This window comes from Halopseudomonas salina, from assembly GCF_008641105.1.
Genome location: NZ_VTTI01000009.1, coordinates 75,900 through 100,741, shown reverse-complemented (window position 1 = coordinate 100,741; position 24,842 = coordinate 75,900). Strand labels below are relative to the sequence as shown.

General features: G+C 57.0%; 25 protein-coding genes. 7 read left to right on the top strand and 18 right to left on the bottom strand.

The window, feature by feature from the left end:
* The first annotated feature begins 87 nt into the window (after window positions 1-87).
* Window positions 88-624 carry a glycine zipper 2TM domain-containing protein gene (locus FZF01_RS14535; protein WP_150278939.1) on the top strand — a complete coding sequence of 179 codons (537 nt, stop codon included), beginning with the start codon at window positions 88-90 and terminating at the stop codon, window positions 622-624.
* Window positions 625-653: 29 nt separating this feature from the next.
* Here the strand turns inward: FZF01_RS14535 and FZF01_RS14530 are convergent, their stop codons facing one another.
* On the bottom strand, window positions 654-1,565 hold the full coding sequence (locus FZF01_RS14530; RefSeq protein ID WP_150278938.1) for a LysR substrate-binding domain-containing protein: 912 nt from the start codon (window positions 1,563-1,565) through the stop codon (window positions 654-656).
* A 98-nt stretch (window positions 1,566-1,663) separates the two neighbouring features.
* On the opposite strand from FZF01_RS14530, the gene FZF01_RS14525 reads away from it, so the two are divergent.
* Entirely contained in the window at window positions 1,664-2,437 is a 774-nt protein-coding gene (locus FZF01_RS14525; protein ID WP_150278937.1) for a ferredoxin--NADP reductase, read from the top strand.
* 8 nt (window positions 2,438-2,445) lie between these two features.
* Here FZF01_RS14525 and FZF01_RS14520 read toward each other — a convergent pair whose 3' ends face one another.
* From FZF01_RS14520 to aroC, 5 genes are all read right to left on the bottom strand, one after another.
* Complete coding sequence (locus FZF01_RS14520; RefSeq protein WP_150278936.1) at window positions 2,446-3,219, bottom strand: SDR family oxidoreductase; 774 nt, start codon at window positions 3,217-3,219, stop codon at window positions 2,446-2,448.
* Window positions 3,220-3,411, bottom strand: a complete 192-nt coding sequence (locus tag FZF01_RS14515) for a PLDc N-terminal domain-containing protein (RefSeq protein WP_150278935.1) — start codon at window positions 3,409-3,411, stop codon at window positions 3,220-3,222. It lies immediately after the preceding gene.
* A 48-nt stretch (window positions 3,412-3,459) separates the two neighbouring features.
* Complete coding sequence (locus FZF01_RS14510) at window positions 3,460-4,005, bottom strand: cupin domain-containing protein (RefSeq protein WP_150278934.1); 546 nt, start codon at window positions 4,003-4,005, stop codon at window positions 3,460-3,462.
* A 92-nt stretch (window positions 4,006-4,097) separates the two neighbouring features.
* Window positions 4,098-5,246, bottom strand: coding sequence for an MFS transporter (locus tag FZF01_RS14505; RefSeq protein ID WP_150278933.1), 1,149 nt, complete (start codon window positions 5,244-5,246; stop codon window positions 4,098-4,100).
* Window positions 5,247-5,274: 28 nt separating this feature from the next.
* Window positions 5,275-6,366: a chorismate synthase gene (gene aroC / locus FZF01_RS14500; protein ID WP_150278932.1), complete on the bottom strand. Its 1,092-nt coding sequence runs from the start codon at window positions 6,364-6,366 to the stop codon at window positions 5,275-5,277.
* Window positions 6,367-6,480: 114 nt separating this feature from the next.
* On the opposite strand from aroC, the gene FZF01_RS14495 reads away from it, so the two are divergent.
* A complete protein-coding gene (locus FZF01_RS14495) occupies window positions 6,481-7,248 on the top strand; it encodes a sulfite exporter TauE/SafE family protein (protein WP_150278931.1) in 768 nt (255 codons plus the stop codon).
* Between the two features lie 79 nt (window positions 7,249-7,327).
* Window positions 7,328-8,119 (top strand): hypothetical protein, encoded by a 792-nt coding sequence (locus tag FZF01_RS14490; protein WP_150278930.1) that lies wholly within the window; start codon window positions 7,328-7,330, stop codon window positions 8,117-8,119.
* On the opposite strand, the gene prmB is transcribed toward FZF01_RS14490, so the two are convergent.
* Window positions 8,099-9,037 carry a 50S ribosomal protein L3 N(5)-glutamine methyltransferase gene (gene prmB, locus FZF01_RS14485; protein ID WP_150278929.1) on the bottom strand — a complete coding sequence of 313 codons (939 nt, stop codon included), beginning with the start codon at window positions 9,035-9,037 and terminating at the stop codon, window positions 8,099-8,101. The genes FZF01_RS14490 and prmB overlap by 21 nt on opposite strands.
* 98 nt (window positions 9,038-9,135) lie before the next feature.
* Between prmB and FZF01_RS14480 the strand changes: the two genes are divergently transcribed.
* Window positions 9,136-9,708 (top strand): Smr/MutS family protein, encoded by a 573-nt coding sequence (locus tag FZF01_RS14480; protein ID WP_150278928.1) that lies wholly within the window; start codon window positions 9,136-9,138, stop codon window positions 9,706-9,708.
* A gap of 19 nt (window positions 9,709-9,727) precedes the next feature.
* Here the strand turns inward: FZF01_RS14480 and FZF01_RS14475 are convergent, their stop codons facing one another.
* The 4 genes from FZF01_RS14475 to FZF01_RS14460 form a co-directional block, all read right to left on the bottom strand.
* Window positions 9,728-10,489, bottom strand: coding sequence for an SDR family oxidoreductase (locus tag FZF01_RS14475; protein ID WP_150278927.1), 762 nt, complete (start codon window positions 10,487-10,489; stop codon window positions 9,728-9,730).
* 111 nt (window positions 10,490-10,600) lie between these two features.
* A complete protein-coding gene (gene mnmH / locus FZF01_RS14470) occupies window positions 10,601-11,713 on the bottom strand; it encodes a tRNA 2-selenouridine(34) synthase MnmH (protein WP_150278926.1) in 1,113 nt (370 codons plus the stop codon).
* The gene (gene selD / locus FZF01_RS14465; protein ID WP_150278925.1) at window positions 11,713-12,750 is read right to left on the bottom strand and encodes a selenide, water dikinase SelD; all 1,038 of its coding nucleotides are present in this window, start codon (window positions 12,748-12,750) and stop codon (window positions 11,713-11,715) included. Before selD ends, mnmH begins: the two co-directional genes overlap by 1 nt.
* A gap of 52 nt (window positions 12,751-12,802) precedes the next feature.
* The gene (locus FZF01_RS14460; RefSeq protein WP_150278924.1) at window positions 12,803-13,825 is read right to left on the bottom strand and encodes a patatin-like phospholipase family protein; all 1,023 of its coding nucleotides are present in this window, start codon (window positions 13,823-13,825) and stop codon (window positions 12,803-12,805) included.
* A gap of 100 nt (window positions 13,826-13,925) precedes the next feature.
* Here FZF01_RS14460 and FZF01_RS14455 point away from each other — a divergent pair, with 100 nt between their 5' ends.
* Complete coding sequence (locus FZF01_RS14455; protein WP_188434473.1) at window positions 13,926-16,373, top strand: penicillin acylase family protein; 2,448 nt, start codon at window positions 13,926-13,928, stop codon at window positions 16,371-16,373.
* A gap of 19 nt (window positions 16,374-16,392) precedes the next feature.
* On the opposite strand, the gene FZF01_RS14450 is transcribed toward FZF01_RS14455, so the two are convergent.
* The 7 genes from FZF01_RS14450 to FZF01_RS14420 form a co-directional block, all read right to left on the bottom strand.
* Window positions 16,393-17,238, bottom strand: a complete 846-nt coding sequence (locus FZF01_RS14450) for a DUF4892 domain-containing protein (RefSeq protein ID WP_150278922.1) — start codon at window positions 17,236-17,238, stop codon at window positions 16,393-16,395.
* Between the two features lie 63 nt (window positions 17,239-17,301).
* Complete coding sequence (locus FZF01_RS14445; RefSeq protein ID WP_150278921.1) at window positions 17,302-18,165, bottom strand: alpha/beta fold hydrolase; 864 nt, start codon at window positions 18,163-18,165, stop codon at window positions 17,302-17,304.
* 177 nt (window positions 18,166-18,342) lie between these two features.
* Complete coding sequence (locus FZF01_RS14440) at window positions 18,343-18,762, bottom strand: hotdog fold thioesterase (RefSeq protein WP_150278920.1); 420 nt, start codon at window positions 18,760-18,762, stop codon at window positions 18,343-18,345.
* Between the two features lie 37 nt (window positions 18,763-18,799).
* Window positions 18,800-20,485, bottom strand: coding sequence for an AMP-binding protein (locus tag FZF01_RS14435; RefSeq protein ID WP_150278919.1), 1,686 nt, complete (start codon window positions 20,483-20,485; stop codon window positions 18,800-18,802).
* 154 nt (window positions 20,486-20,639) lie between these two features.
* Complete coding sequence (gene sixA, locus FZF01_RS14430) at window positions 20,640-21,110, bottom strand: phosphohistidine phosphatase SixA (RefSeq protein ID WP_150278918.1); 471 nt, start codon at window positions 21,108-21,110, stop codon at window positions 20,640-20,642.
* The gene (locus FZF01_RS14425; protein ID WP_150278917.1) at window positions 21,107-21,445 is read right to left on the bottom strand and encodes a DUF4389 domain-containing protein; all 339 of its coding nucleotides are present in this window, start codon (window positions 21,443-21,445) and stop codon (window positions 21,107-21,109) included. Before FZF01_RS14425 ends, sixA begins: the two co-directional genes overlap by 4 nt.
* A gap of 2 nt (window positions 21,446-21,447) precedes the next feature.
* A complete protein-coding gene (locus FZF01_RS14420) occupies window positions 21,448-22,491 on the bottom strand; it encodes an NAD(P)H-dependent glycerol-3-phosphate dehydrogenase (protein WP_150278916.1) in 1,044 nt (347 codons plus the stop codon).
* 215 nt (window positions 22,492-22,706) lie between these two features.
* On the opposite strand from FZF01_RS14420, the gene FZF01_RS14415 reads away from it, so the two are divergent.
* Window positions 22,707-24,824 (top strand): TonB-dependent receptor plug domain-containing protein, encoded by a 2,118-nt coding sequence (locus FZF01_RS14415; RefSeq protein WP_223825537.1) that lies wholly within the window; start codon window positions 22,707-22,709, stop codon window positions 24,822-24,824.
* The last annotated feature ends 18 nt before the right edge of the window (window positions 24,825-24,842 follow it).

Here is a 24,842-nt window from a genome sequence, read left to right as displayed (position 1 = left end):
AGAGAAATTGAACTCTCTGCTCACTATGCTGTCACACTTGTGCCTATACCGGGTTTAGCCCGGCCTTACTGTATTGGAGTTTCAAATATGAACAAGTCAATGCTGACCGGCATCGTCCTCGGCGCAGTGGTAGCAACAGCAGGTGGCGCATTTGCCGGCTATAGCGTCCTGGCAAACAAGACACCCACCCATGCAGACGTGACAAACGTGGATCCGATCAAGGAAACCATCAAGACACCGCGTGAAGTCTGCCAGGATGTCGCCGTCACCCGCCAGAAGCCCGTGCAGGACGAGAACCGGATACTGGGCTCAGTGGCAGGCGCCGTTGTCGGTGGCTTGCTGGGCAACCAGGTTGGTGGTGGCAGCGGTAAAAAAATCGCCACTGTGGCAGGCGCTGCGGCAGGTGGGTACGCCGGCAACAAGACGCAGGAGCGCATGCAGAACAATGATACCTACACCACCACTGAAACCCGTTGCGAGACGGTATACGACAGTAGTGACAAGATCGTGGGATATAACGTCGACTACAGGATTGGCGAAGAAACCGGTCGAGTGCGTATGAGCTCTGATCCTGGCAGCAAGATACCGCTGGAAAACGGCGAGCTGAAATTGTCCCAACAGTAATAGCGATGTCACGGGCACTGCGTCGCAGCTCAGTTGCGCGGGTGCCCGCCTCCGGATTTCTGGCCCTGTTCACGACACAGGCGTAACCAGTGCTCTATTCCCGTGCTGCGGAATTTATTGCGTTGCAGGGCGAAATAGAAACGACGCCTGAAGTCCCTATGGGGCACCGGAAGGGGAACCAGACTTCCCCGCTCGAAAGCCTCAACCAGCGTGATAGCCGAGAGACATCCAATTCCCAACCCCGCTTCAACTGCTCTCTTGATCGCTTCGGTATGTTGCAATTCGAGCATTATCTGTAGCTGGGGAAACAGGCCGTGCATGGCCCATTCAAAATGCTGGCGGGTCCCCGAACCAGGCTCGCGGATAATCCACTGCGCTTCGAGCAAATCTGTATCAGTCAACCAGGGACGACCAGCCCAGGGATGATCAGGCGCGCAGAATACCACCAGGTTATCTTCTCTCCAGGGGAGCATATCCAACTCAGGGTGGTGGGCTTCTCCCTCGATCAGCCCGATATCCAGCTCGAAATTCAGCACTCGCTGCACGATACTGGAAGTATTGGCCACCTCAAGTTTCACTCGGGCCCCATTCTGCTCGCGCATATACCGGGCCATAATCTCCACCGCCAGATAGTTGCCGATACTCAGGGTTGCACCCACCTTGAGATTGCCGCTGGCATGCTGTCGCCCCAGGGCCAACTCCAGACCCTCCGCCTGCTCCATCAGCGCCTGTGCCCGTGGCCTTATTGACTGGCCAAGTTCATTCAACTGCAGTCGTTTGCCGACCCGGTCGAACAACTGAATGCCAAACTGGTTTTCCAGATCTCGCAGAGCACTGCTGGCCGCGGACTGAGACATGGCCAGGCTTTCTGCGGCGCGGGTCAGATTTTCGTGGAACGCTGTAGCGAGAAAGACTTCCAACTGCCTGAGACTGTATTTCATTATCGATTTTTCCGATTACATATAATTATATAAACCGTTTAACCGATAGATTAGCTTGCCGTTACACTGCTCGCAAATCCGACCACCGAGGAATGGCAATGGCAGGCTTCAATACCGAGCGCGTACTGAGTGTCCATCACTGGACCGACAATCTGTTCAGCTTCCGCACCACCCGCGATCCGGGATTTCGCTTCAAGAATGGCCATTTCATCATGATCGGGCTGGAGGTGGAAGGGCGACCATTGATGCGTGCCTACAGTATTGCCAGTCCCAACCATGAGGACACTCTGGAGTTCTTCAGCATCAAGGTGCCTGACGGCCCATTGACTTCCCGCCTGCAGAATATCAACGAGGGGGATCAGATCATCATCAGCCGCAAGCCGACTGGAACCCTGGTGCTCGACCACCTGTTGCCCGGACGCAACCTGTATCTGCTGAGTACCGGAACCGGTCTTGCCCCCTTTATCAGCATCATCCAGGACCCGGAAACCTACGAGCAGTACGACAAGGTCATCCTGACGCACGGTTGCCGTCATGTGCGTGAACTGGCCTATCAGGACATGATTACCAGGGAACTGCCCAATCATGAGTATCTGGGTGAAGACGTGCGCGAGAAACTTATCTACTACCCCACCGTGACCCGTGAGCCCTTCCATACGCAAGGCCGACTGACGGACCTGATGGAAAGTGGCAAGCTGTTCGAAGACATCGGCCTGCCGGCATTCGATCTGGAACAGGATCGCTTCATGCTCTGTGGCAGTCCCAGCATGCTCAAGGATTTTTGCCAGGTTCTGGACAGCCGCGGTTTCAAGGAAGCTCGCCACGGCGACCTGGGGCATTATGTAATTGAACGGGCCTTTGTGGAGAAGTAGCCGCTGACCTACTCCACGTAGATCATCTGGCGAGTCATGCCGCCATCGGCAACAAGATTCTGCCCGGTGATAAAACCCGCCGCAGGGCTGAGCAGAAAGGCCACCAGCGATCCGATATCGCCAGGTTGCCCGACACGTCCTACCGCATGTTGCTGGTGGTCAATCGACCGCAGAGGGTCAATACGCTGTTGCTGCGAGTCTCGGGTATCAATCCAGCCGGGGCTCACGGCGTTTACCCGTACTGCAGAACCCAGGCTCACAGCCAGGGCATGAGTCAATGCCACCAGACCACCCTTGGCCGAAGCATAGGCTTCGGTATTGGCTTCTGATTGCAATGCACGGGTGGAGGCTATATTGACAATGGCTCCACCTGATTCGCGAAGTAATCCGATAGCGTGCTTGGAGACCAGAAAAGGACCGGTCAGATTGGTAGCCAGTAATCGGTTCCAGGCTTCAAGAGTCAATTGCTCAACCGGCCCATTGTCAGGATCGGCAATGCCTGCATTGTTGACCAGACCGTCAAGACGGCCAAAATCTTCCTCCAGCTGTTCCAAACAGGCAACCACGCTGGATTCGTCGGACACATCCATCAGGATGAATTCCACCCGGCCGGATGCACCGCACAGCCGCGCCAACTCCTCCGCAGCAGCCTGACCGGCAACTTCATCAATATCAGTCAGCGCCACCGACCAGCCCGCTTTCAGCAGACTGGTGGCGACTCCCTTGCCAATGCCCCTTGCAGCACCGGTTACCAGTGCTACCGGGGTATCGTCTTCAACCACTCAGGCCGCCCTGCCCCGTGGACCTGCGAAGAACCAGATAATCAGACCGACTACCGGCAACAGAAGTACCAGAAGTACCCAAAGTACCTTCGCACCATTGCTCGAGCTGCTTTGCACGATATTGATAATCGCCCAGATATCCAGTATCAGAATGACCAGGCCGAGAATGCCACCGCCAAAATTAACGTCCATATACAACTCCTTGTTGGATAGATTTCTTACCGCTCACCCGCTGACGGGTCAAAGTTCAAGTACTGGGTAACGACTGGCAATGTCGTCACCTGTCAGCCTGGCCAACAGGGCGCCCGCATTGCGACCACGACGCACGACAAGACATTGCCTACCCGTCACTGGCACTGCCCAGTGAGCCCTGCCTGCGGGCAATGCCAGTAAATCACCACGCCTGCAACTGAGCACCAGAAGCTTGCCGTCGTGATGAATACACAGTGTGGCTGCACCATCAAGAAACAACCACAAGCTGTCACCAGCCAGTACTTGTTCGCTTTCGCCCTGATCTGCAGGGGCGTCCGCATACCCGGGAGGCCCCTGCAACTCAAGCACTTGGGCAAACGCCATAGTGTTTTCGACACCTATTATCGCCAGCAGTTCGCCAGATATTTCAATGGCCTGCATCTCAGTCATCATGCGCTTGTTCAGCAGGTTCTGCGCGACTGTTTTCAAGGACACGCCGGCACCGGCCAGAATCGGCACTATGTCCTCGAGATGGGTCAACACCTTTACAGGTACCTGAAGCTGGCTGTCGGAATAGACCGCAAGAATCGACATTGCACATTTCCCAGAGTAATTGGCTTCGTGACCAGTATAGGGTGGCGTCTGGCGAGCATACAGCCCGATTACCCCAGACAGAACAACCGACACTACCTGGAAGGCAACGCCCTATAAAGCATGACGCCGGCCACCAGAGCAGCAATACCGGCAATACCGAATGTCCATTGCGCACCCAGCGATGCCCAGCTGTAGCCGGAGTACAACGCGCCAAGGGCCCCGCCGACGCCTGAAAGCGAGGCATAGAGGGCCTGCCCCTGCCCTTGTGAGCGTTCGCTGAAACTGTTCTGGATAAAGTGGATGGCTGCCACATGAAAGCTGCCAAATGTGGCTGCGTGCAAGAGCTGGATCAGCAGCAATGTAACCAGATTGTCTGCCATGCTGCCGAGCAGGAACCAACGCAGTGAGGCCAGCAACAGACTGGCAACGAGCAACTGCTTGAGACTGAACCGCGCCAGTATGCGGGTCATGAACAGGAAAAGAACGATTTCAGCCAGCACACCCAGGGCCCAGAGCAGACCGATCAGGCCGCGGCTATAGCCAATCGATTCCAGGTGCAGGGTAAGAAAGGTGTAGTAAGGCCCGTGGGACAGCTGCATGAGGCCCACACTGATGAAAAACACCAGCACACCGGGCTTTCGCAACATTGTGACGAATCGCTCGACCGGCACATCCCGGTGCCTGGCTGGGGGTGTGGGCGTCGGCGGAACGGCCAGGCTGCAGAGGAATATGGCCAACATGATCCCGAGCATAACAGCGGGATAGATATCGAGGGTAAAGACCTCCAGAAGCAGCCCCAAACCCACCACAGTGGCGATAAACCCCACCGAGCCCCATAGTCTGACCATGCTATAGCGTGCCGACTGGGGGCCCAGATGGCTGAGCGTGATTGCCTCAAATTGCGGCAGCACTGCATGCCAGAAGAAACTGTGCGCGGCCATGATAAGCGCGAGCCAGAGATAATCCTGGCGATAGAATATGCCGGTGAACGCAATGGCGGTAAAGAGCGCGCCAAGACGCACGATTGTCAGTCGGCGGCCACTCACGTCTCCCAACCAACCCCATAGATTGGGAGCCACGCAGCGCATCAGCATGGGTATCGCGATCAGCTCACCGATGCGCGCGGCGCTGAACCCCAGATGATCGAAATATAACGCCAGAAATGGCGCCACCCCGCCGAGCAACGCGAAATAGGCGAAATAGAAGCCGGAGAGGCGCCAGTAGGGCAATACCGAACTCACGGTAAGGAATTCGATCCAGGTGGCATATCTACAATTGACCGAGTACCGGCGTGCCGACCTTTACATCGGCATTCTGGCCGCGATGACGTAACAGGTGGTCAAGCAGAACAATAGCCATCATCGCCTCGGCAATGGGCGTGGCACGGATGCCCACACAGGGATCATGACGACCTTTGGTGATCACCTCGACCGCGTTGCCGTCAACATCTATCGAGCGGCCCGGTGTGGTGATGCTGGACGTGGGCTTGAGGGCAAGGTGGGCGACGATCGGCTGACCGGAAGAAATACCGCCAAGCACACCCCCGGCGTTATTGCTGGTGAAGCCCTCGGGTGTCAGTTCGTCACGGTGCTCGGTACCCAGCTGGGCGACCGACGCAAAACCGGCACCAATCTCGACACCCTTGACCGCATTGATGCTCATCAACGCATAGGCCAACTCGGCATCCAGTCGGTCAAATACTGGCTCACCAAGCCCGGGAGGCACACCTTCGGCCACGACCGTAATTCGCGCACCAACCGAATTCTGATCGCGCCGCAACTGATCCATGTAGGCCTCCAACTCGGGAACCTTGCCGGGATCGGCGCTAAAGAAAGCATTCTCATGGACCGCTTCCCAGTTTTTGAAGGGTATCTCGATCGGCCCCAACTGACTCATATAGCCGCGCACGGTAATACCCTGGCTTGCCAGGTACTTACGCGCAATCGCGCCAGCCGCGACGCGCATCGCGGTCTCACGCGCAGACGAACGACCACCGCCACGGTAGTCGCGCACGCCGTACTTGTGGTGGTAGGTGTAATCGGCATGGGCTGGACGAAACGTATCCTTGATCGCCGAGTAATCCTTGGACTTCTGATCGGTATTGCGGATCAGCAGTCCTATCGGACAACCGGTGGTGCGACCTTCAAATACACCGGTCAGGATCTCGACTTCATCGGGCTCCTGACGCTGGGTGGTATGCCGGCTGGTGCCCGGCTTGCGGCGGTCAAGATCGTGCTGCAAGTCGGCAGCGCTCAACTCGAGTCCGGGCGGGCAACCGTCAACGATGGCAACCAGTGCCGGGCCATGACTTTCGCCAGCCGTAGTGACAGTAAACAAGGTGCCAATGGTATTCCCGGACATGCGCGCAACCTGAGGTCTGATAATTGAAGCTCAGCAGTATAACGCCGGGCCAGCACAGGTGACAGTCCGACTGGGGCCCGCTAGGCTATGTTTTTCTTACGATTGCAGGTATTAATGCAGGTCCTGATAGAAGCCCTCCTCCCTGCGGACCTGTCCGCCGTCGCGGTTATTGTGCTGGTCATTGCCGCCGCAGTTACCTCGGCTGTTACCGCCGCGGTGGGCATTGGCGGCGGGGTCCTGCTGCTCGGGCTGATGGCCGTAGTGCTGCCACCCACAGCAATCATTCCGGTGCATGGCGTGGTGCAGCTGGGTTCCAACGCCGGTCGCGCCATGATGACGCTGCGCCATATCAACCTGGTGACTATCGGCTGGTTTGCCCCGGGAGTGATTCTCGGTGCCTGGCTGGGCAGTCTGTTTCTGGTTGACCTGCCCCTGCCCCTGATTCAACTGTGCATCGCCGGCTTCATTCTGCTGTTGTGCTGGGGACCCGCCATCCCGAGAGTGGCAACCGGGGCGGCAGGAACCCTTATCGCAGCCACGCTGACCAGTTTTGTCAGCCTGTTCGTAGGTGCTACCGGCCCACTGGTGGCCGCATTTATCAAACAGCAACAGGAACAACGTTTGCCCACGGTCGCCACATTTGCTGCGGCAATGGCACTGCAACATGCTCCAAAAGCTGTCGTATATGGCGCGGCCGGGTTTGTTTTCAGTGAATGGCTGGGACTGATCGCTGCAATGATCGCCTCGGGTGCCTTGGGCACCTGGGTTGGTCTGCACCTGTTGAAGAGACGATCCGATCAGCGGTTTGCCCTGGTATTCAACCTGGTATTGACGCTACTGGCGGCGCGTCTGGCCTGGCAGGCACTGGCCGATCTCCTGTGATCGCAAAAGAGACTTGCAGAATCGGCTCGGGCAGCCGATAACATCCTGAACAAGACATCAGCCCAGGCAACCAGAGACCATGAGCGATACCCACTCCGATGCAAAGGATAAACAGGCCAAGACCGAACTGCCGGCCAAGCCCGCACGTGATCCCTTTGCGCGGATGCGCGTCGCCGATCTCTACTGGATACAACTCAAGCCCATCTACAAGAACAGGAAAATAACCCAGCCGGAACGCCTTGCCCGGGTAACGGTATTCCAGGATCAGGCGGCACACCTGGAGGTTTTCCGGCTGCAGATCCAGCTGGAGAACGAGTCTTTAGTGGAGGGCGCAAATCATATGGAGGTGCTGGTTGATCACAAGAATCAGCGCGTGCGGTTTGCGCCCGTAAGCGGTTTGCGCATGCAACCGGCCCAACGCGGCATGGGCGGATTCCTGCTGGCCCAATTGATCGAGTGGTGCCAGCGTCGCTATGGTGACTATACAGTCGCCCCGATTCAACTGCAGGACGCCAATACAGCAGGCGAGGAAGCCAGCCAGGTCCGCGGCAAATTACTCACAAGGGCCGGCTTCGAAGTTTCGGAGCCTGACGACCCTACCGCCGTCGGACAGGCCCGGGCTGCAAAGGTCAACGAACTGATCAGCCAGTGGAACAGCGAGCGCATTGGGGTCCTGCATGTCGCAGAGCTGCTGGGGCAGCTGCGCGATCAGGAGGCCCTCAATCTCAAACAGTCAGCACAAACAGCTCAGCTACAGCGCACCATTGATCATTATCAGAGCAATGACACCGGGCAGCGTTTCGCTATCGGCTGCCTCATAGTCTTCGCCGTCTTTCAGGCTCTGATGTTGTTATGGGTGGTTCTCAGCTGATGCTCCGCCAAGACCGGCAACAAACAACGATTGGTACTGTCGACACTGGGCTGCACTGAGCACGAATACGCCATGACCGCCATGCGTGAAATTCACCCATTCAAAGTTCACCTCCGGCCATTGCGCCACCACATGCACCATGCTGTTGCCTACCTCAACCACTAGGACGCCATCCTCGGTCAGATGGTCTGCCGCCTCGGCCAGCATCCGCCGCACCAGGTCCAGGCCATCTGCGCCGGCACTCAGGCCCATCTCGGGTTCATGCAAGTACTCATCCGGCAGGTCTGCCATATCCTCGGCATCCACATAGGGCGGGTTGCTGACAATCAGGTCAAATCGCTCGCCCGGCATCCCCTCGAAACCATCCGACCACCGCGTCTCCACTCGCTCCTGCAGCCCGTGAGCTTCTATATTGGTTTCTGCAACCGCAAGGGCGTCGGCAGAGAGGTCGGCCAGAACCACTTCGGCATGCTCGAATGTGTGCGCGCAGGCTATCCCGATGCAGCCGCTACCAGTACACAGATCCAGGATACGAAGCGGGTCGCGCTCCAGCCAGGGCTCGAATCGGTTGGTAATCAGCTCGGCAATGGGTGAGCGTGGTACCAGTACGCGTTCGTCGACGAAAAAATCATAGCCGGCAAACCGGGCGTGGCCGGTCAGATAGGACGCAGGTATGCGTTGATCCATACGCCGATTGAGCAACGCGAGGATAACGTTACGCTCAGCTTCGCTGACGTGACAATCAAGGTAGCTTTCAGGGGTTTCCCAGGGTAGATACAGAGCGTGCAGCACCAGTAGCCGCGCCTCGTCCCAGGCATTATCCGACCCATGGCCAAAAAACAGCCCCTGTTCGTGAAAGCGGCTTACACCGAGTCTGACATAGTCACGGATGGTGGTTAGCGCAGTGAGTTCATGCATGGCTTTGGTTCCTGATGGTCTGTCAGATCCGCATTCTACCCTCCATGCGCCCGGAGACTACTGATACACTTCAATTTTTGCCAAATGATCGATTCCCGATGAGCAAAGACCATACAGACCTGGATGACCTGGACCTCTTCCGTCAGGCGATTAAAGGCGCCAGACCGATCAAGGTCGATCAGGCCGATACCGGCAAGCCTAAAACCGACAGAGCGCGTATCAAGGCCGCCAGGCAACTGGCAGTGCAGCCAACCAACCGCTTGAAAGTCGACGGACTCTCGGATCAATTCGTTATTGATGTGTTGCCCGAGGAGGAGCTTGCCTGGGCTGCCAATGGCGTGCAGGAGAGCCAATTGCGCAAACTCAAGGGCGGACTGATACCCTTCGAGGGATCGATCGACCTACACGGCATGACGGTGGAAAAGGCGCGGGAGTTACTCTGGGAGTTTCTGGCAGAAGCCAACCGAATGGAAATTCGCTGCGTCCGTGTGACCCATGGCAAGGCACAACGCAAGGACGGACGTAACCCGATACTCAAGAGCCACGTGAACACCTGGCTCAGGCAGCACAGCAAAGTACTCGGATTTACTTCCTGCACTCCGCGCCACGGCGGCACCGGATCGGTTTATGTGCTGTTGAAACGCACCATGCTCGAGGGTCGGGACGAATAGACCCTCGAGCACCAGCCACTCAGATACAGGTAGAGCCGCCGTCGACTGGAAGCGCGATACCGGTAGTAAAGGCGGCGCCTTCCGAACACAGATAGAGTACCGCAGCCGCAATCTCCTCCGCCTTGCCGATTCTGCCTACCGGATGCATCGCTGCGGCAAACTCGGCCTTGCGGGGCTCCAATGCAGCTGCCCGACGAAACATTTCGGTGTCGATAACGGCAGGACATACCGCGTTTACCCTGACACCCTTCTTGCCATATTCAACCGCGGCCGAGCGGGTCAGGCCCAGAACCGCATGCTTGCTGGCGCTGTAGATGCTCATTTTCGGCGCAGCGCCCAATCCGGCTACCGAAGCCGTGTTCACGATTGCGCCACCGCCATTGGCCAGCATCAACGGAATTTCGTATTTCATGCACTGCCAGACACCCTTGACGTTGACATCCATGATGCTGTCGAACACCGCTTCGCTTCCATCAGCCAGCTTGTCCTGCTCGATCTCGATGCCGGCATTATTGAAAGCGCAGTCGAGTTGGCCATAGTGACTGATCACTGACGCCATCAATGCCTTGACCTCATCAGCACTGACCACATTGCATTGCACAAAAACGGCCTCCCCGCCCGCCGCTCTGATTCCCTCGACGACGGACTGGCCGCGTTCTTCATCGATGTCCGATACAACCACCCGGGCTCCCTGAGCAGCGAAAGCTTCGGCGGTCGCCTGACCAATGCCCGCAGCGCCGCCGGTAACCAGTGCGACTTTGCCGCTGAATGTCTTGCTCATGCGTACCAACTCCTGACAGTTTCAACCAGAAGTAATGATACCAGTCCAAGCGTCATATTCAGACCAGATCAGCCTTGATGTTCACACTTCATACGCTTTGCCTATGCAAGCTCAAGAGACTGACACAAGGGTCCGGTCCCTCAGGTATTCAACCACCGAGGACTGATCGCCGCTGAACACCACACGCTCATCCTTGCCACTACGCTGGTAGGCATACATGGGGTCGTAATAATCCGTAAGAAGACCTGCTATCCAATCCCGGTGCGCATCAACGCTGCCCGTACGTTTCTGTTCAGCCAGGGCGCTTTCCATTATTCCCAGCAACGCCTGCTGTTTTTCGCCGCCCAAACGCTTGCGTATTCGTAACAGACCACCAGTGAGATGCTCGGCGAACTGGTCAAAGGCCTGCTGGGGGTCATCGGGATGCAGAGCGGCAAACTCACCATGCATATCGACCACATAGTCGCCAAGGATACGCGTCACACGGTTTTCAAAGGTGTCTTCAAGCCAGATAAGCGGTGCCTGCTGCATCAACCGAAAGAGCTCAAGTGGCACAGTGCAACTGCCCACCATACGGCCTTCATCTTCCAGTACCAGTTGCCCTGCGCCCTGTTCTGTTACGTGCAACGCCTCTATGGCGAGTGCATTTTCAAAATCGATCTGATTCGGCTGAGGGGTCGCATGACGCCCGAAGCTGGAGCCGCGATGATGGGCATGGCCCTCCAGGTCCAGACTGCTCTTCACTGCCTTTATCACTTCGGTCTTACCGGTACCGGTAAGACCGGCAACAATATTCAACGGCAGGGTCTGAACACTGTGTTCGAGGCTATCAATAAGGAATCGACGCATGGCTTTATAGCCGCCAATAATGCGCGGATAGGTAATACCCGCCTCGGCCAGCCACTGCTGCACCAACTGAGAACGCAGCCCACCGCGAAAACAATAGAGATACCCCTCGGGGTTGGCCGCGGCAAAGCCAGCCCAGGCTTCGACCCGCTGTTCTTTGGTCGAGCCGTTCACCAGTTTATGGCCCAGAGCAATGGCTGCCTCCTGACCGGAGTGCTTGTAACAGGTGCCTACCTGCTGGCGTTCGTCATCCGTCATGAGTGGCAGATTGACGACGCCAGGAAACGCACCCTTGTTGAACTCAATCGGCGCGCGCAAATCCATCATGGGCGTGGACTGCAAAAAAATCCGTCGAAAATCCTCGGTGTTTTCGCGCATCAGGTTACCTCGACCCAGGCCCCGCCATCGGCCTCGACACATTTACCGATGGGTTGCAGATCAAATCCTGCTGCCCGGGCCTCAGCCTGAAACGCCTCCTCTGCCGCCGGATCCACGGCCACCAACAGTCCGCCACTGGTCTGAGGATCACACAGCAGATCACGCCAGGCCTCGGGCATGGGCCCGATCTTGTGTCCGTAACTGTCAAAATTGCGCCCCGATCCTCCGGGCACACACCCCTGCGCGAGATAATAGGCAACGCTGGACAGGCGCGGCACACGGCTCTCTTCTATCTGCGCCTTGACGCCGGAGCCCTCGGCCATTTCCGCCAGATGACCAAGCAGCCCAAAGCCGGTAACGTCGGTCATTGCCTGCACGCCGGGGAGCTTTGCAAAGCGGGCTCCCGCAGTGTTGAGCTGACACATCAGATCCCGCGCAACACCGGCATCTTCAGCGCGCAACTTCTTCTGCTTCTCAGCGGTGGTCAAAATGCCGATACCCAGCGGCTTGGTCAGGTAAAGCAGCGCCCCCGGGCGAGCCTGGTCATTGCGCTTGAGCTGGCTACGCATAACCTGTCCCGTCACCGCCAGGCCGAAAATAGGCTCGGGCGCATCGATGGAGTGCCCTCCGGCCAGTGGCATCCCTGCCTCGGTGCATACCGAGCGGGCTCCTGCGATCACCTGCCCGGCGATATGTGCCGGCAGAACATTTACCGGCCAACCCAGTATGGCAATGGCCATCAGCGGCGAGCCGCCCATCGCATAAATGTCGCTGATTGCGTTGGTTGCAGCTATGCGGCCGAAGTCAAAGGGGTCATCAACTATCGGCATGAAGAAATCGGTAGTGCTGACAATGCCCTGCTCGCTGTCGATGCCGAAAACCGCGGCATCATCGCGACTGTGGTTACCCACCCATAGCTGCGGAAAATCAGGGCCGGCGTCACCGACCGACAGAATCTCATCCAGTACTTTTGGTGAAATCTTGCAGCCACATCCGGCACCATGACTGTATTCGGTCAAGCGCACTGTCTCATTCATCCTGCTCTCCAGCATTGGGCACAAAGGCCGAACTTTAACACGTCAGCGAGCCTCAGGGTTTGCCACTCTCGTAGCGGTCCAGGGTGTCGCTGGCCACTATCCGACCTAACTCGATCAGCTCCGGCGCCCGCTGGAACTCGAAGAAGCGACACAGTCGCTTGGGCACATCTATGACGACATCCGGTGGGTACCCGGCAATCTTGTACTGGGTCAGGGACGCCTGCATTGCTTCGAAGGACAGGTTTATCAACTCCAGGAGACTGGCCGGCCCAGCAGGCACCTCAGGTGTCGGGTGAGCCGTGGCAGAATTACCACGGGCTGACCCAGGGCCACCCTGCTCGGGCTCATCCACCACTACCTCCTCCTCCGGCCCGTCGACAAAATCCACTTCATCAATAAAACCCTTGCCCCCGATAGCGTCGCGTCGCATACGCCAGTTGCGCATGCTCAGCGTTTCCATCCATTGATCCCATTGCTGGCGCATCGGCGCCGGGCGTTCGATCACGGGAAGGCTGTAGCCGTTGGTACGCATGCCATTGAGATTCACCGCGATTATCAAATCACAATGGGACGACACCACAGGAACAATCGGTAAAGGGTTGAGGAGCCCGCCATCGACCAGTACCCGGTCGCCCTGGCGCACTGGGGAGAACAGACTGGGAATCGCTGCAGAAGCGCGCATGGCCTGATGCAGGCAACCCTGCTGAAACCATACCTCCTGCTGGTTGGTAAGATCGGTAGCAACGGCAGTGAAATCTATGGCCAGATCTTCGATGCGCTGCTCGCCAACTATTTCCCGGATCTTGCCGAATACCCGCTCGCCGCGTATCGCTCCCATGTTGCCAAATCCGATATCCAGCAGTCTCAACACGTCCAGATAATCAAGACCCGACACCCATTCGCGGTACTCCTGCAACTTGCCGGCCGCATGCATGCCCCCAACAACCGCGCCCATTGAGCAGCCGGCGATGCACTCGATCACGTAACCGCGGCGCTCGATTTCTTCGATCACGCCGATATGCGCGTAGCCGCGGGCACCGCCACTGCCCAATACCAATGCCACTCTTTGCGTCATGGGTTGTATTGCCCCTGTTTACTTGATTGTCGATGTAGATTGACGACGAAAGCCGGTCTGCGCATGATGCCCGGATGTCCTCCGGCGCATAAGGTCTTCCGTGCTCACACCCCGTCTATTTCGTTGCCTGAAAATAATACTGGTCGTGCTGCTGCTTCTGGCGGTGATCGGCACCCTGATTGGCTGGGGCTTGCACAGGGCAGAGCCCAAACGCAACGGGCAGCTTGACTTGTCGGGTCTGCGCGCACCGGTCTCGGTATTCTACGACGCCTGGGGTGTACCGCATATTGATGCGCAGCATGACGCCGATGCTTACCGCGCACTGGGGTACGTACACGCTCAGGAACGCCTGTTCCAGATGGATATGTTACGCCGTATTGGCGCGGGAAGACTCTCCGAAGTTTTCGGTGCCGATTCGCTCGAAACGGACCGATTCTTCCGTTCGCTGGGCATAAACCGCTTCGCCCAGCGTTATGCCGCCTACCTGGAGACCCAGGGCGATCAGCCCCATGTGCAGTTGATCCATGCCTACCAAGACGGCATCAATCAGTATATTGACCAGGGTGGGCAGCCGCTGGAATACAGCCTCCTGCTGACCCGCCCGGACTACTTTTCCACCGAAGATATCGCGCACATCATGGGCTACATGGCCTATTCCTTTGCCGAAGCCTTCAAGACCGATGCCCTTACCGACCAGGTTCGGGGCAAGCTGGGAAAGCGACATATGCAGGATCTGGTTCCCGGCTGGCCAGAGAGCATCCCACCCAGCAGCGCTCCGGCTGAACCAGTGACAGGGACTTACGATAACCGTTGGGCGGATGAACTGCTGGGCCGGGTTGCCAACGTAGAGCGGCACCTGCCCGCCGGTCAGTTTCTGGGCAGCAACGCCTGGGCAGTCAACAGCAGTCGCAGTAGCAGCGGCGCTCCCATGCTCGCCAATGACCCACACATTGGTTTCGCCGCCCCTGCGGTCTGGTTTGAAGCCCACATCAGGACCCCCGAGCACGAGGTATATGGCCATTTCCTGGGTGGTATGCCCTTCCCCCTTCTTGGGCAGACGCGGCGCCACGCCTGGGGGCTGACAATGCTCATGAACGATGAGATCGATTTTTATCGCGAGCGGGTCAATCCTGACAATCCCAGCCAGGTTTGGGAGGCTGACAAAGGCTGGCGGGATCTGGCAATACACGAGGAAGTGATCAAGATTCGGGGCCATGAAGACCGTCTGATAAGGCTGCGCAGCTCTCACCACGGGCCGATTATCAATGATCCATTAAGCCAATCGGTCGGGGACCTGGAAAGCGACCGGCAGCCGGTCAGCCTGTTCTGGACCTTTCTTGATCCCACCAACGACTCTGCCAAGGCATTTTACGGATTATCCCGCGCCGCCAGCATGGGTGAGTTTGAACAGGCAGCCTCACTGCATGTCTCCCCCGGCCTCAACCTGATCTACGCCGATATCGAAGACAACATTGCCATGTGGGCAATTGGACTGATCAAACGTTGGCCGAACAGCAACAATGGCTTCAGCCTGCTCAATGGCAGCATCAGCGGCGACGCCTTTCGCGGCTATCAGCCTTTTACAGCGAATCCGCGCATGGTAAATCCCGGCCAAGGCCATGTATTCAGCGCGAACAATCCCTTTCCGGAGAGCAACCCGCGACGGCTCCTGCCGGGCTATTACGCTCCTTCGGAACGGGCGAAGCGACTCGAGGAGCTCCTCGGCAATGAGGAAACCTTCGACCTCTCACAGTTCAAGACAATGCAGCTGGACACCCACCGTGCCCAGGCCCTGGCTGTGCTCAAGGATGCTCTACCCCTGTTCAGTGATCAATTGCTCAGCGCTGATCTGCGCGCGCCTGCTGCCAGAGCCGCTGCAACGCTTGCCGAATGGGACGGCAGCTTCAACCGCGATGAAATAGGTGCGGCCGTGTATCAGCGTTGGCAGGACCATCTGCTGGAAGCGCTTTTTGCCGACGAGCTTGGAGAAAACTTTGCCATTTTCCGCAATACGCTCATGGCCGAGAAGAGCCTTTTCAGCCTGTATTGGAAGCCCGCCTCGCCGTGGTGGGACAACCGCCAGCAACCCATAATGGATGGCCGCCAGGCAGCGATCGAACAGGCCTGGATAAGAACTATCGAATCTCTCTCGCAGGATCTGGGAGTGGAAACGCAAAAGTGGACCTGGGGAAGGCTTGCCGTTCTGCAACATAGGCATCCATTGAGTGAACGCCTGCCCTTTGGCGGTTTTTTCGATAGCGAAGCTACTCCCGTCGATGGCGGCCGGGAAAGCCTCAACAGCATGTCATTCGACGTCGGGGGCAACCGCTACGAGATCAAGGCAGGTCCCTCAACGCGGCGCCTGATTGACCTGGCTGACCTCAACGGTACGTTGAGCATCTTGCCAATGGGGCAGTCAGGCTTCCCACTGGACCCTCACTATGATGATCAGGCCGAGCTTTACAACGAAGGCCGATACCGCAGTCAGTTGTTTGACTGGCTAGCGATCAAGGCATTGCCAGACCGCCTGTTGATCGAACCGGACTGAAGCCAGAGCCAACAAGACCTCATATCTTGTCGATAACAATGCCCGTTTCCGGGTACGGCTGACCTATTTCCAGTCGCGATGAACGTATATCCAGATCGATCAGACGCTGCATCACTGCCGGTGCCTGCTGACCACTGATTGCCACTCGCACACGAGTGTCAGAGCGCAGCATGCGATTGACCAGATTGATCCAGACTTCGGGATCCTCCGCACGCGGTTTTTCAGTTACAAGCCCCAGCTCCAGCCCAGGTAGTGCCAGACGTCCATTGGCGTGGAGCAACTTCAACAGGGTCGAGGGTGTTGGATAAAGCGGTTCGACAATCGGCTCTTCGGGCGTGAATTGATCAACATGTACGTAAGAACGCTGGTTACCCCGAGTTATGGCGTAGACACTCACCAGACGCTGCGGATCTTCCTCCAGTCTCACCGAGAGGTACGCCTGGTTTTCCTCCGGACCATAGAGCCTGGAGTTGTCCAGTACTTCGTTTGCCCACAGGCTACTGGCACCGCACTCCCTGCCCTCACAGTAGAACAGCATGCTATGTGGACGAGCCAGCAACTGATCCCTGACATGTTCGAACCCTTCGGCTCGGGAGTGTATGCGGGGAATTTCGAATGTCACCCTGATAAGCTCGCCCGTCGCACGCACCTCCCTCTCGGCCCGCAGACGGTTGTTTACCTTGCGCACCAGGCCGATAACCACCGCGTGATCGGCCTGAGGTAGCACCTTGGAGTCGGTTATCTGAGCGCCCGGAAAGGGATTGATGCTCAGACCCTGCGGGACGGTCTCAGCCAGCGCCAGCGGAGCAAGAAGTAGCGACCCCAGGCAAACCTGAACGTGGCGGTTAAAAGCTGTGAGTGACATCGATACTCCTGGTTGTGGTTTTCATACCAGCGTATCGCGATGCCTCCCGTGCAGCATCGACAATCACGCCAGTTTGGCAAAAAAACTGTCAAATATCGTTGCTATTTCTTCGGCCTGCTCCTCAAGGTGCAGGTGATGGCCGCCATCAATGTCGTGGCGCGTGATGTGCGCAAAACGTTCGATCCGCTCTACTACCTGCGGGTGCTTGTGCATTACACCCTGGTTGGCCAGCACCAGACAAACAGGTGACTGGATAGCTTCAATGAACGCCGCAGCATGTTCGCTGGTCAATCGCATGGGTGAGGGTAGCATCAATTGCGGGTCGGTTCGCCAGGTCCAGCCTCCATGTTCGGGCATCAGCCCCCGCTCCACCAGCAAGGCAGCAGCCTCATGACTTAGAGCGGTATTACCACCACGGGCTCGCGCATCAACAGCTTTGGCCACGCTGTCGTAAACAGGTTTACGTTTGTCCGCAAGGGCAAGGCTGGCATCAAAGAAGCGTGCCATCTGCCTGGGCGCTTCTTCGGCCTCGGAGGTAAAAGGCAGCAGGCCATCAATAAGGCAGGCGCCCATCACCCGGTCTGGCAAGCTGCCTGCAAGAATTCCGCTGATGATCGCGCCCATGGAATGACCCAGCAAGGCAAAGCGCTTCCAGCCCAGGCTCTCTGCCACCTGAAGCACGGTAGCGGCCTGCTGCCAGAGACTGTAGCCTGCCGCGGGCATATGACCTGAAAGCCCGTGGCCTGGCAAGTCCAGGGCTACCAGGTGAATACCCGACAGGTGAGGTGCGAGACGATCGAAGGTTGCTGCGTTGTCCAGCCAACCATGTAGCCCGATAACGGGCAGTCCATCTGCATCTCCCCAGACCTTCGCCGCAACTTCGAGTGATGGCAGGGAAAAACGCACTTCATGACTGTTTGCTTGCATTGAAGACTATCCTGTTTGGCATGCCGAAGGCCGGTAGGGTACAAGACCAGTGAGTCAGATCGAGCCCGGTTTTAGAGCGCAATCTATGTGGAGTCTCCAATCAGGACAAGTAATGGCGACCAGCATGAATAGCCGGCTATAACCCGGCACCTGTATCAAGGCATTGTCCTGTCTATGTTACTTTATGGGCACGACTGCCATGGTCAGCCGTGATATGCAGGTCGCCTCACCCTCCTCGTTGTGCAGGCGGATGTCCCACACGTGCGTGGTACGTCCCAGATGGACCGGTCTTGCTACCGCGGTGACCCTGCCGGCACGGACTGCCTTGAGATGATTGGCGTTAACCTCCAGACCAACGCAGTAGAACTTGTCCTTGTCAATACACAAGTACGAAGCAGTACTGCCGAGTGTCTCAGCCAACACAACCGACGCACCACCATGCAGAATCCCGTAGGGCTGATGTGTACGGTGATCCACCGGCATGCTCGCGCTGATCCAGTCATCACCAAAATCTTCGAAACGGATATCCAGAAGCGTGTTGATGCTCTGGCCACCGTGCAACTGATCCAACTCAACTTCCTGTTTCCAGATACCCATCAGACCTGCCTCCTCTCCACTCATGACGCTGTGTTTATCAACCCTCTGCCTGCCACACTACATGCTTGCCGCTGACAGACCAGTCCTCAAAACGGTCCTGATAAGTCGCTTCAACGACGTTGCGCTTGATTTTCAGGGTCGGCGTCATGGAGCCGTTCTCGACAGTCCAGGAATCCTCCAAAATAACCAGGCAACTCAATTGCTCATGTCGGGCCAGAACGGCGTTGACCTCCTCCATCAAGGCAGCCAGGCTGCGGGCAAGCTGCTGACGATTTTCTCCTGCTTCATGAACGCCTGCCTCGGAGAGTTGGACCAGCGCCAGCGGCTGGGGCAGGTTATTGCCCACCACACACACCTGCTCCACCCTGCTATGTGCCGACAGGAGGTTCTCGATCGGCGCAGGAGCTACATACTTGCCTTTTGACGTCTTGAAAATATCCTTGATCCGGCCGGTGAGTCGCAGAAAGCCTTCGTTGTCTATTTCCCCGATATCACCCGTTCGCAGGAAGCCATCCGGGGTAATGGTTTCAGCCGTTTTTTCCGGCTCCTTGTAATACCCCTGCATGGTGCCGTTGCTGCGCACCAACAATTCCCCGTCCTCGGAAAGCCGGCACTCAACTCCCGGATTAGGCAGGCCGATCCAACCCTTTTTGTAACGTTTGGGGCGACCAAGATGTGAGTAGCCGCAGTTCTCGGTCATACCATAAACCTCCGCGATATTCAGGCCCAGGCTCTGATACCACGCCATTGTGCTGTCTGCCACCGGCGCAGCGCCGCACACCGCATAACGAATCTGATCAAGCCCCAGGCCCTCCAGCACCCTACGTCCCACGATCCGGCCAAGAACCGGAACCTTGAGCAATGTATCCAGTAAGCGCGGCGGGACCCTGCTGATTACTGCCAGGTGAAATTTGACCCAGATACGCGGCACGCCGAAAAAGACTGTTGGCCTGGCCCGCTGCATATCGCGCTGAAAAGTATCCAGGCTGTCGGCAAAGAAAATGGTTTCTCCTGCCAGTAGAGAGGCGATTTCGACAAACTGCCGCTCGGCTACATGACATAGCGGCAGATAGGAAAGTAAACGATCCTGATCGCTGATATTGAACAGGCGCAGACAATTGTTGGCCGAGAAATACATGTTCTGGAAGCTGAGCATCACCCCTTTGGGCATGCCGGTGGTGCCTGACGTGTAAATGATCGTAGCCAGTTGATCAGGCTCCGGGGAGGGCGTGCCCGGCAGAGGCTCGTGAGCGTCGAGCAGGGCTTGCCAGGTGAGAAGATCAGGGTCATCCGGTGCCAGAGGCAAGCCTATCCTGGGTATATCCTGCGGCACCCCCGAACGCATGCTGGCCCACTCATCAAGCTTGCCGACAAACACCGCGCGAGCCTCGGAATGCTCGAGGATCTGGCGCACGGAGTCGGCGGTCAGATTGGGGTATAAAGGTACGGAGATATGGCCTGCCATCCATATCGCCAAATCTGTCACGATCCAGTGAGCGCAATTCTTGGATATCAATGCGATATGGCTCTGCGGCGGCAGATCGAGGCTCAGGAGGTAGCTGGCAATGCGACGGGCCTGGGCACCTACTTCGCCCCAGCTGTAGTTCTGCACCTGACCGTCGGGCAAGGGTTGAACCAGGTAAGTCTTTTCCGGATGCAGTCGCTCGCGCCGATAAAACGCCGCCAGCGCCGTCGCGTCGGTCGATTTGGCCTGATCTTCCATTACACCACCTCGGTCTGTCTTGTTTTTCTTATGGATAAGACTGCGAGTTGAAAACTACCTATCCAAAATTCACTATCCCACGCCGCCTTCTTCCTGCCAAGACGAAACGGGCCTGGATTGTTGCAGCAAAACTGCCAGTTTGAAGACCGCAAAATCAGGCAGGAAGTTCGCCGGGACTTTTCAGCATCAGTAGCCGGCCGATTCCTGCGGCGGGAAAATCCGTTTCGATGCAGGCGAGCCCCGCTGTTGGCATGGGGTAATGGCCACTCCTGTGGCCATCGACAAGCAAAGAGATCAATTGACTGACCAGAGGCTGATGACTGACCAGCAGCAGGTTGCGCTCGGCACGCTCAGCTAGAAAGTCAAGCGCCTGGCGTGGATCGTCATCAGGTGTCAACCAGGCGGCAGTAGCGATGGCGCGCGGATAGGAAATCTCGTGGCACACCTGTTCTGCAGTCTGCTGCGCACGTACGTAAGGGCTTGCAAGAATAGTATCCAGTGACTCCCCTGCGAGAAGATGTGCGACCCTGCGCACCTCTTCACGACCGCGCAGGGTCAGCGCGCGCTCCGGATCGCTGGCTGCCATGGGCTCAGCCTGTCCATGGCGGAGAATCCAGATTTTCATTTGAGCTCGGAGTCAGTCGAGTTCGGCTCGCTCGAGTGGCGAGCTGCCGGAACCCACTGGGTCTCAGGGTCCGGCCATTCCATGAAGGGCCAGGGCTTCTGATCCGAGGCAAAAGTAACAAAACGTCCGATCTGCCATGCATATTGGGACAGGCTGTTACCGAAGCCGGCAAGTCGTGAATCCGACTCTCCAGTGAATAATTTGAATACCAATTGCAGTACCGTCACAGCGACCAGAAGCAACTCCGTGACCTGCCAGGCCAAGGCCAGAAGCAGCGTGTAAATCACTCGCAGCCAATAATCCGCTGAGGTGACTGTGCGTTTGAAAGCGTCCATTACTACTCCTTTTCCAATGGTGTGCAGGACATGAACGCAGAAAATTCCACGTCATCCTTTTGTTCAGCGCTCATCAGACGCCCGATCACAGCATCTAGAGGTTGCTGCTCGAACAATATGGCATGCAACCCTGTCACAAGAGGCATATAAACCCCCTCCTCGTCCGACTTCTGCTTGAGCACCTTCAAGGTGTTTACGCCTTCCGCGACCTGGCCAAGCTGAGCTACGCTCTCGTCGAGTGTATGGCCCTGCCCCAGGGCAAATCCAACCTGGTAATTGCGCGAAAGTGGCGACATGCAAGTAACTATAAGGTCACCGACACCAGCAAGGCCGAGAAAGGTCATTGGACTGGCACCCATGTGCACCGCAAAGCGGCTCATTTCAGCCAGAGAGCGCGTAATCAGCATGCTCTTGGTGTTTTCGCCCATGCCCAAAGCGGCGGCCATCCCGGAGATGATCGCATATACGTTCTTGAGGGCTCCGCCCAGCTCCACACCGTATTTGTCCTGGCTCGCATATACCCGTAAACGCCTGCTGCCAAGCACAGCCTGTACTCGGCTGCAGAGCGCCTGGTCTTCACTAGCCACCACTGTAGCCGTCAACTCGCCTGTAGCTATTTCCTTTGCCAGATTGGGTCCGGACAACACAGCGATCCGCGCACCCGGCGCCTCCTGCCCGGCAATGTCGCTCATCATCAGAAAACCAGGCTGCTCAATACCCTTGGTGGTACTGATCACATCCTTACCGGCCAGTTGAGGACCAATATCGTGTAGGACCGAGCGAAAGGCACTACTCGGGATGGCCAGGAACACCATATCGGCGGCTGCAACAGCGGCATGCATATCGGTTGTGACAACAAGGCGCGCGTCCAGCTTGAAACCGGGCATATAACGCTTGTTCTCATGCTCTCCAGCAATTTCCGCGGCAACTTTTTCATCACGTAGCCACAGTGTAACCGGGACGCCCCGAGCAGCCATCAGCCCGGCCAGCGTTGTTCCGAAACTTCCTCCGCCCAAAACGCATACGGAAATTTTCTTGTCAGTCATGCCAATTCCTTCAGCTGAGGTTTGCAGCCAGTATAATTCACATCGCAAACTAGGCGGGCTTGGACAGCAAAATCCGACAAAGTTCACTGGTAAATGTGATCACGGCAGGTAATATGGCAGCACATGACTACCCTGGTTGCATAATAATGGCATCTTATTCAACAAGAAGATTGTTACCCTTGCTGGGTGTGGCTTTAAGCCTCCCGGCATTTGCCATGGATGATATTGTTCTGCAGCCGCTTGAGCTGCCCTCTGTACTCAGCGCAACCCGCCTGAAGCAATCCCCCGCCGAAATTCCCGGCAGCATGACGGTTATTGATAGGGAATTGATTCGAGCCAGTGGGGCACGCGATGTACCCGAAATTCTGCGCCTGGTGCCTGGCATGATGGTCGGCTACCTGCTGGGACACCGCAGCAACGTGAACTATCACGGTACCAATACCACCGAAGCACGTCGCATGCAGGTACTGGTAGATGGCCGCTCGGTCTACAGGCCTGGCCTAGCAACGGTGGACTGGACCGACATACCTCTGGCTGTAGAAGATATCGAGCGTATCGAGGTTTTCCGCGGACCCAATACCGCCGCCTATGGTGCCAACGCACTGATGGGGGTCATCAACATCATTTCAACACCTCCCGAACTGCGCCAAGGGACACAGGTACGAATCACCCAGGGCAATCGCGGGGTTAATGACCTCTACGCCAGCCATGGCTTCAGTTTGCAAAACAGTGTCGCGCGGCTGAGCCTGTTCGCCAAGGAGGACACGGGGTTCGACTTTGATGACGATGGTAAGGATTATCGCGACAGCAGAAGGCTGAATGCCTTCAATCTGCTGGGGGAAACCACCCTGAGTGCGAACCAGAGTTTGCAATGGCAACTTGGAGCCAAGGAAGGTAGTAACCAGCTGGAGAATGATTATACGGTAATGGCCGAACCCTCCGACCTTTCTTTCAGGTTTGATCGGGAGATGGCTGAGCACGAGCCCAACTCAGACACCACAGCACGGGATTACTTTGCCCAGCTGCACTGGAAGAACGATCTATCGCCCACCAACCGCCTTGAAGTGAAGGCCTACGCACAACATATGGAACGCCTCGCCCAGTGGCGCGCCTGTGATTCACCCATTGTGTTTTCGCCATTACTGCGTGAATTGGCCGAGCTGGGGAACGTTTACCCTCGCCGCCTCAATTACATTCTGCGCAACCGCAGCGGCGCCTGGGGCGACCCAGCTTTTTATAGCGACTACCTGGTACGTTACGATGGCCTGCCACCAGACAAGCTCCCATTAGTGGACGCCCTGGTCGCCGAGCATCAGGCAGCCCGCGATGGTCAGCCTGCCTGCTGGGATCTCAACGAGAATCTGCGCGAGACCCGTTACGAAGTAGAGGTTCAGAATACGCTGCAACTGAGCAACTCGTTGCGGACAGTGCTGGGTGGCAGCCTTCGCTATGACGAGGCACGTTCGGACACCTTTTTTGATGGCCGGGTAGACAACCAGATTGGCCAGCTTTTCGCCAACTTCGAGTATCGGCCTCATGATCGCTGGCTATTGCATGCCGGCGCCATGGCCGAGGAAGACAGACTGAGTGGTTTTTCATTCTCGCCCAGACTGGCAGCGCACTATTTTCTGCGTCCGACCCATAGTCTTCGTGCGGTTTATTCCGAAGCTGTCCGCTCACCCGACATGTATGAGAACAATGCCAACTGGACCTATACAGCAAATAACCTGAGCGGACCGGTTTCCGGCAGCGACAAGTACTACGCCCTTGCCCGTGGTCCCGGAGATCTGGAACAGGAAAGGATGCGGTCCCGAGAGCTGGGGTACAACGGTTACTTCTCAAATCTTGCCCTCTCGGTCGACATAAAAGTCTTCTACGACGAGATCAGCAACATGATCAGTCAACCGCTGCAGATTGTTAACTTCGTGCCAAACAATGACAGCTTTAGTCGCTTCCAGGGTGCCGAGACTCAGTTGGACTGGAAAATGAGTCGCCGCGACAGAGTGCGGCTAACCTATGCTTATATCGATTTTGTAGCGACGAATCGGCTTGACCAGCGGCTGACCGCCCGCAACAGTGGTTCGGCGGCATGGCTGCGAGAGTGGCCGGCAGGCTTTGAAAGCAGTCTGATATATTACGGGGCTGACATGCTCAATGAACGTCGATTTGAACGGCTGGATGGCCGGGTTGCCAAGCGGTTTGGCTCCGGCACCAATAATCTGGAACTGGCACTGACCTGGCAATATCGACTGGATGACGAAGGCCTCACCTGGCCCGAGAACCTTTACGAGAATCGCAGCCACTATTACGTCAGCGCCGAGCTTGATTTCTGAGGCGGCTCTACCCGCAGG

What these genes read in the sequence shown, in the direction of transcription:
- FZF01_RS14535 (WP_150278939.1), top strand. Translation starts at nt 88, where the DNA reads ATGAACAAGTCAATGCTGACCGGCATCGTCCTCGGCGCAGTGGTAGCA.
- FZF01_RS14530 (WP_150278938.1), bottom strand. Translation starts at nt 1,565, where the DNA reads ATGAAATACAGTCTCAGGCAGTTGGAAGTCTTTCTCGCTACAGCGTTC.
- FZF01_RS14525 (WP_150278937.1), top strand. Translation starts at nt 1,664, where the DNA reads ATGGCAGGCTTCAATACCGAGCGCGTACTGAGTGTCCATCACTGGACC.
- FZF01_RS14515 (WP_150278935.1), bottom strand. Translation starts at nt 3,411, where the DNA reads ATGGACGTTAATTTTGGCGGTGGCATTCTCGGCCTGGTCATTCTGATA.
- FZF01_RS14510 (WP_150278934.1), bottom strand. Translation starts at nt 4,005, where the DNA reads ATGTCGATTCTTGCGGTCTATTCCGACAGCCAGCTTCAGGTACCTGTA.
- aroC (WP_150278932.1), bottom strand. Translation starts at nt 6,366, where the DNA reads ATGTCCGGGAATACCATTGGCACCTTGTTTACTGTCACTACGGCTGGC.
- FZF01_RS14495 (WP_150278931.1), top strand. Translation starts at nt 6,481, where the DNA reads ATGCAGGTCCTGATAGAAGCCCTCCTCCCTGCGGACCTGTCCGCCGTC.
- FZF01_RS14490 (WP_150278930.1), top strand. Translation starts at nt 7,328, where the DNA reads ATGAGCGATACCCACTCCGATGCAAAGGATAAACAGGCCAAGACCGAA.
- prmB (WP_150278929.1), bottom strand. Translation starts at nt 9,037, where the DNA reads ATGCATGAACTCACTGCGCTAACCACCATCCGTGACTATGTCAGACTC.
- FZF01_RS14480 (WP_150278928.1), top strand. Translation starts at nt 9,136, where the DNA reads ATGAGCAAAGACCATACAGACCTGGATGACCTGGACCTCTTCCGTCAG.
- FZF01_RS14475 (WP_150278927.1), bottom strand. Translation starts at nt 10,489, where the DNA reads ATGAGCAAGACATTCAGCGGCAAAGTCGCACTGGTTACCGGCGGCGCT.
- mnmH (WP_150278926.1), bottom strand. Translation starts at nt 11,713, where the DNA reads ATGCGCGAAAACACCGAGGATTTTCGACGGATTTTTTTGCAGTCCACG.
- selD (WP_150278925.1), bottom strand. Translation starts at nt 12,750, where the DNA reads ATGAATGAGACAGTGCGCTTGACCGAATACAGTCATGGTGCCGGATGT.
- FZF01_RS14460 (WP_150278924.1), bottom strand. Translation starts at nt 13,825, where the DNA reads ATGACGCAAAGAGTGGCATTGGTATTGGGCAGTGGCGGTGCCCGCGGC.
- FZF01_RS14450 (WP_150278922.1), bottom strand. Translation starts at nt 17,238, where the DNA reads ATGTCACTCACAGCTTTTAACCGCCACGTTCAGGTTTGCCTGGGGTCG.
- FZF01_RS14445 (WP_150278921.1), bottom strand. Translation starts at nt 18,165, where the DNA reads ATGCAAGCAAACAGTCATGAAGTGCGTTTTTCCCTGCCATCACTCGAA.
- FZF01_RS14440 (WP_150278920.1), bottom strand. Translation starts at nt 18,762, where the DNA reads ATGGGTATCTGGAAACAGGAAGTTGAGTTGGATCAGTTGCACGGTGGC.
- FZF01_RS14435 (WP_150278919.1), bottom strand. Translation starts at nt 20,485, where the DNA reads ATGGAAGATCAGGCCAAATCGACCGACGCGACGGCGCTGGCGGCGTTT.
- sixA (WP_150278918.1), bottom strand. Translation starts at nt 21,110, where the DNA reads ATGAAAATCTGGATTCTCCGCCATGGACAGGCTGAGCCCATGGCAGCC.
- FZF01_RS14425 (WP_150278917.1), bottom strand. Translation starts at nt 21,445, where the DNA reads ATGGACGCTTTCAAACGCACAGTCACCTCAGCGGATTATTGGCTGCGA.
- FZF01_RS14420 (WP_150278916.1), bottom strand. Translation starts at nt 22,491, where the DNA reads ATGACTGACAAGAAAATTTCCGTATGCGTTTTGGGCGGAGGAAGTTTC.
- FZF01_RS14415 (WP_223825537.1), top strand. Translation starts at nt 22,707, where the DNA reads ATGGATGATATTGTTCTGCAGCCGCTTGAGCTGCCCTCTGTACTCAGC.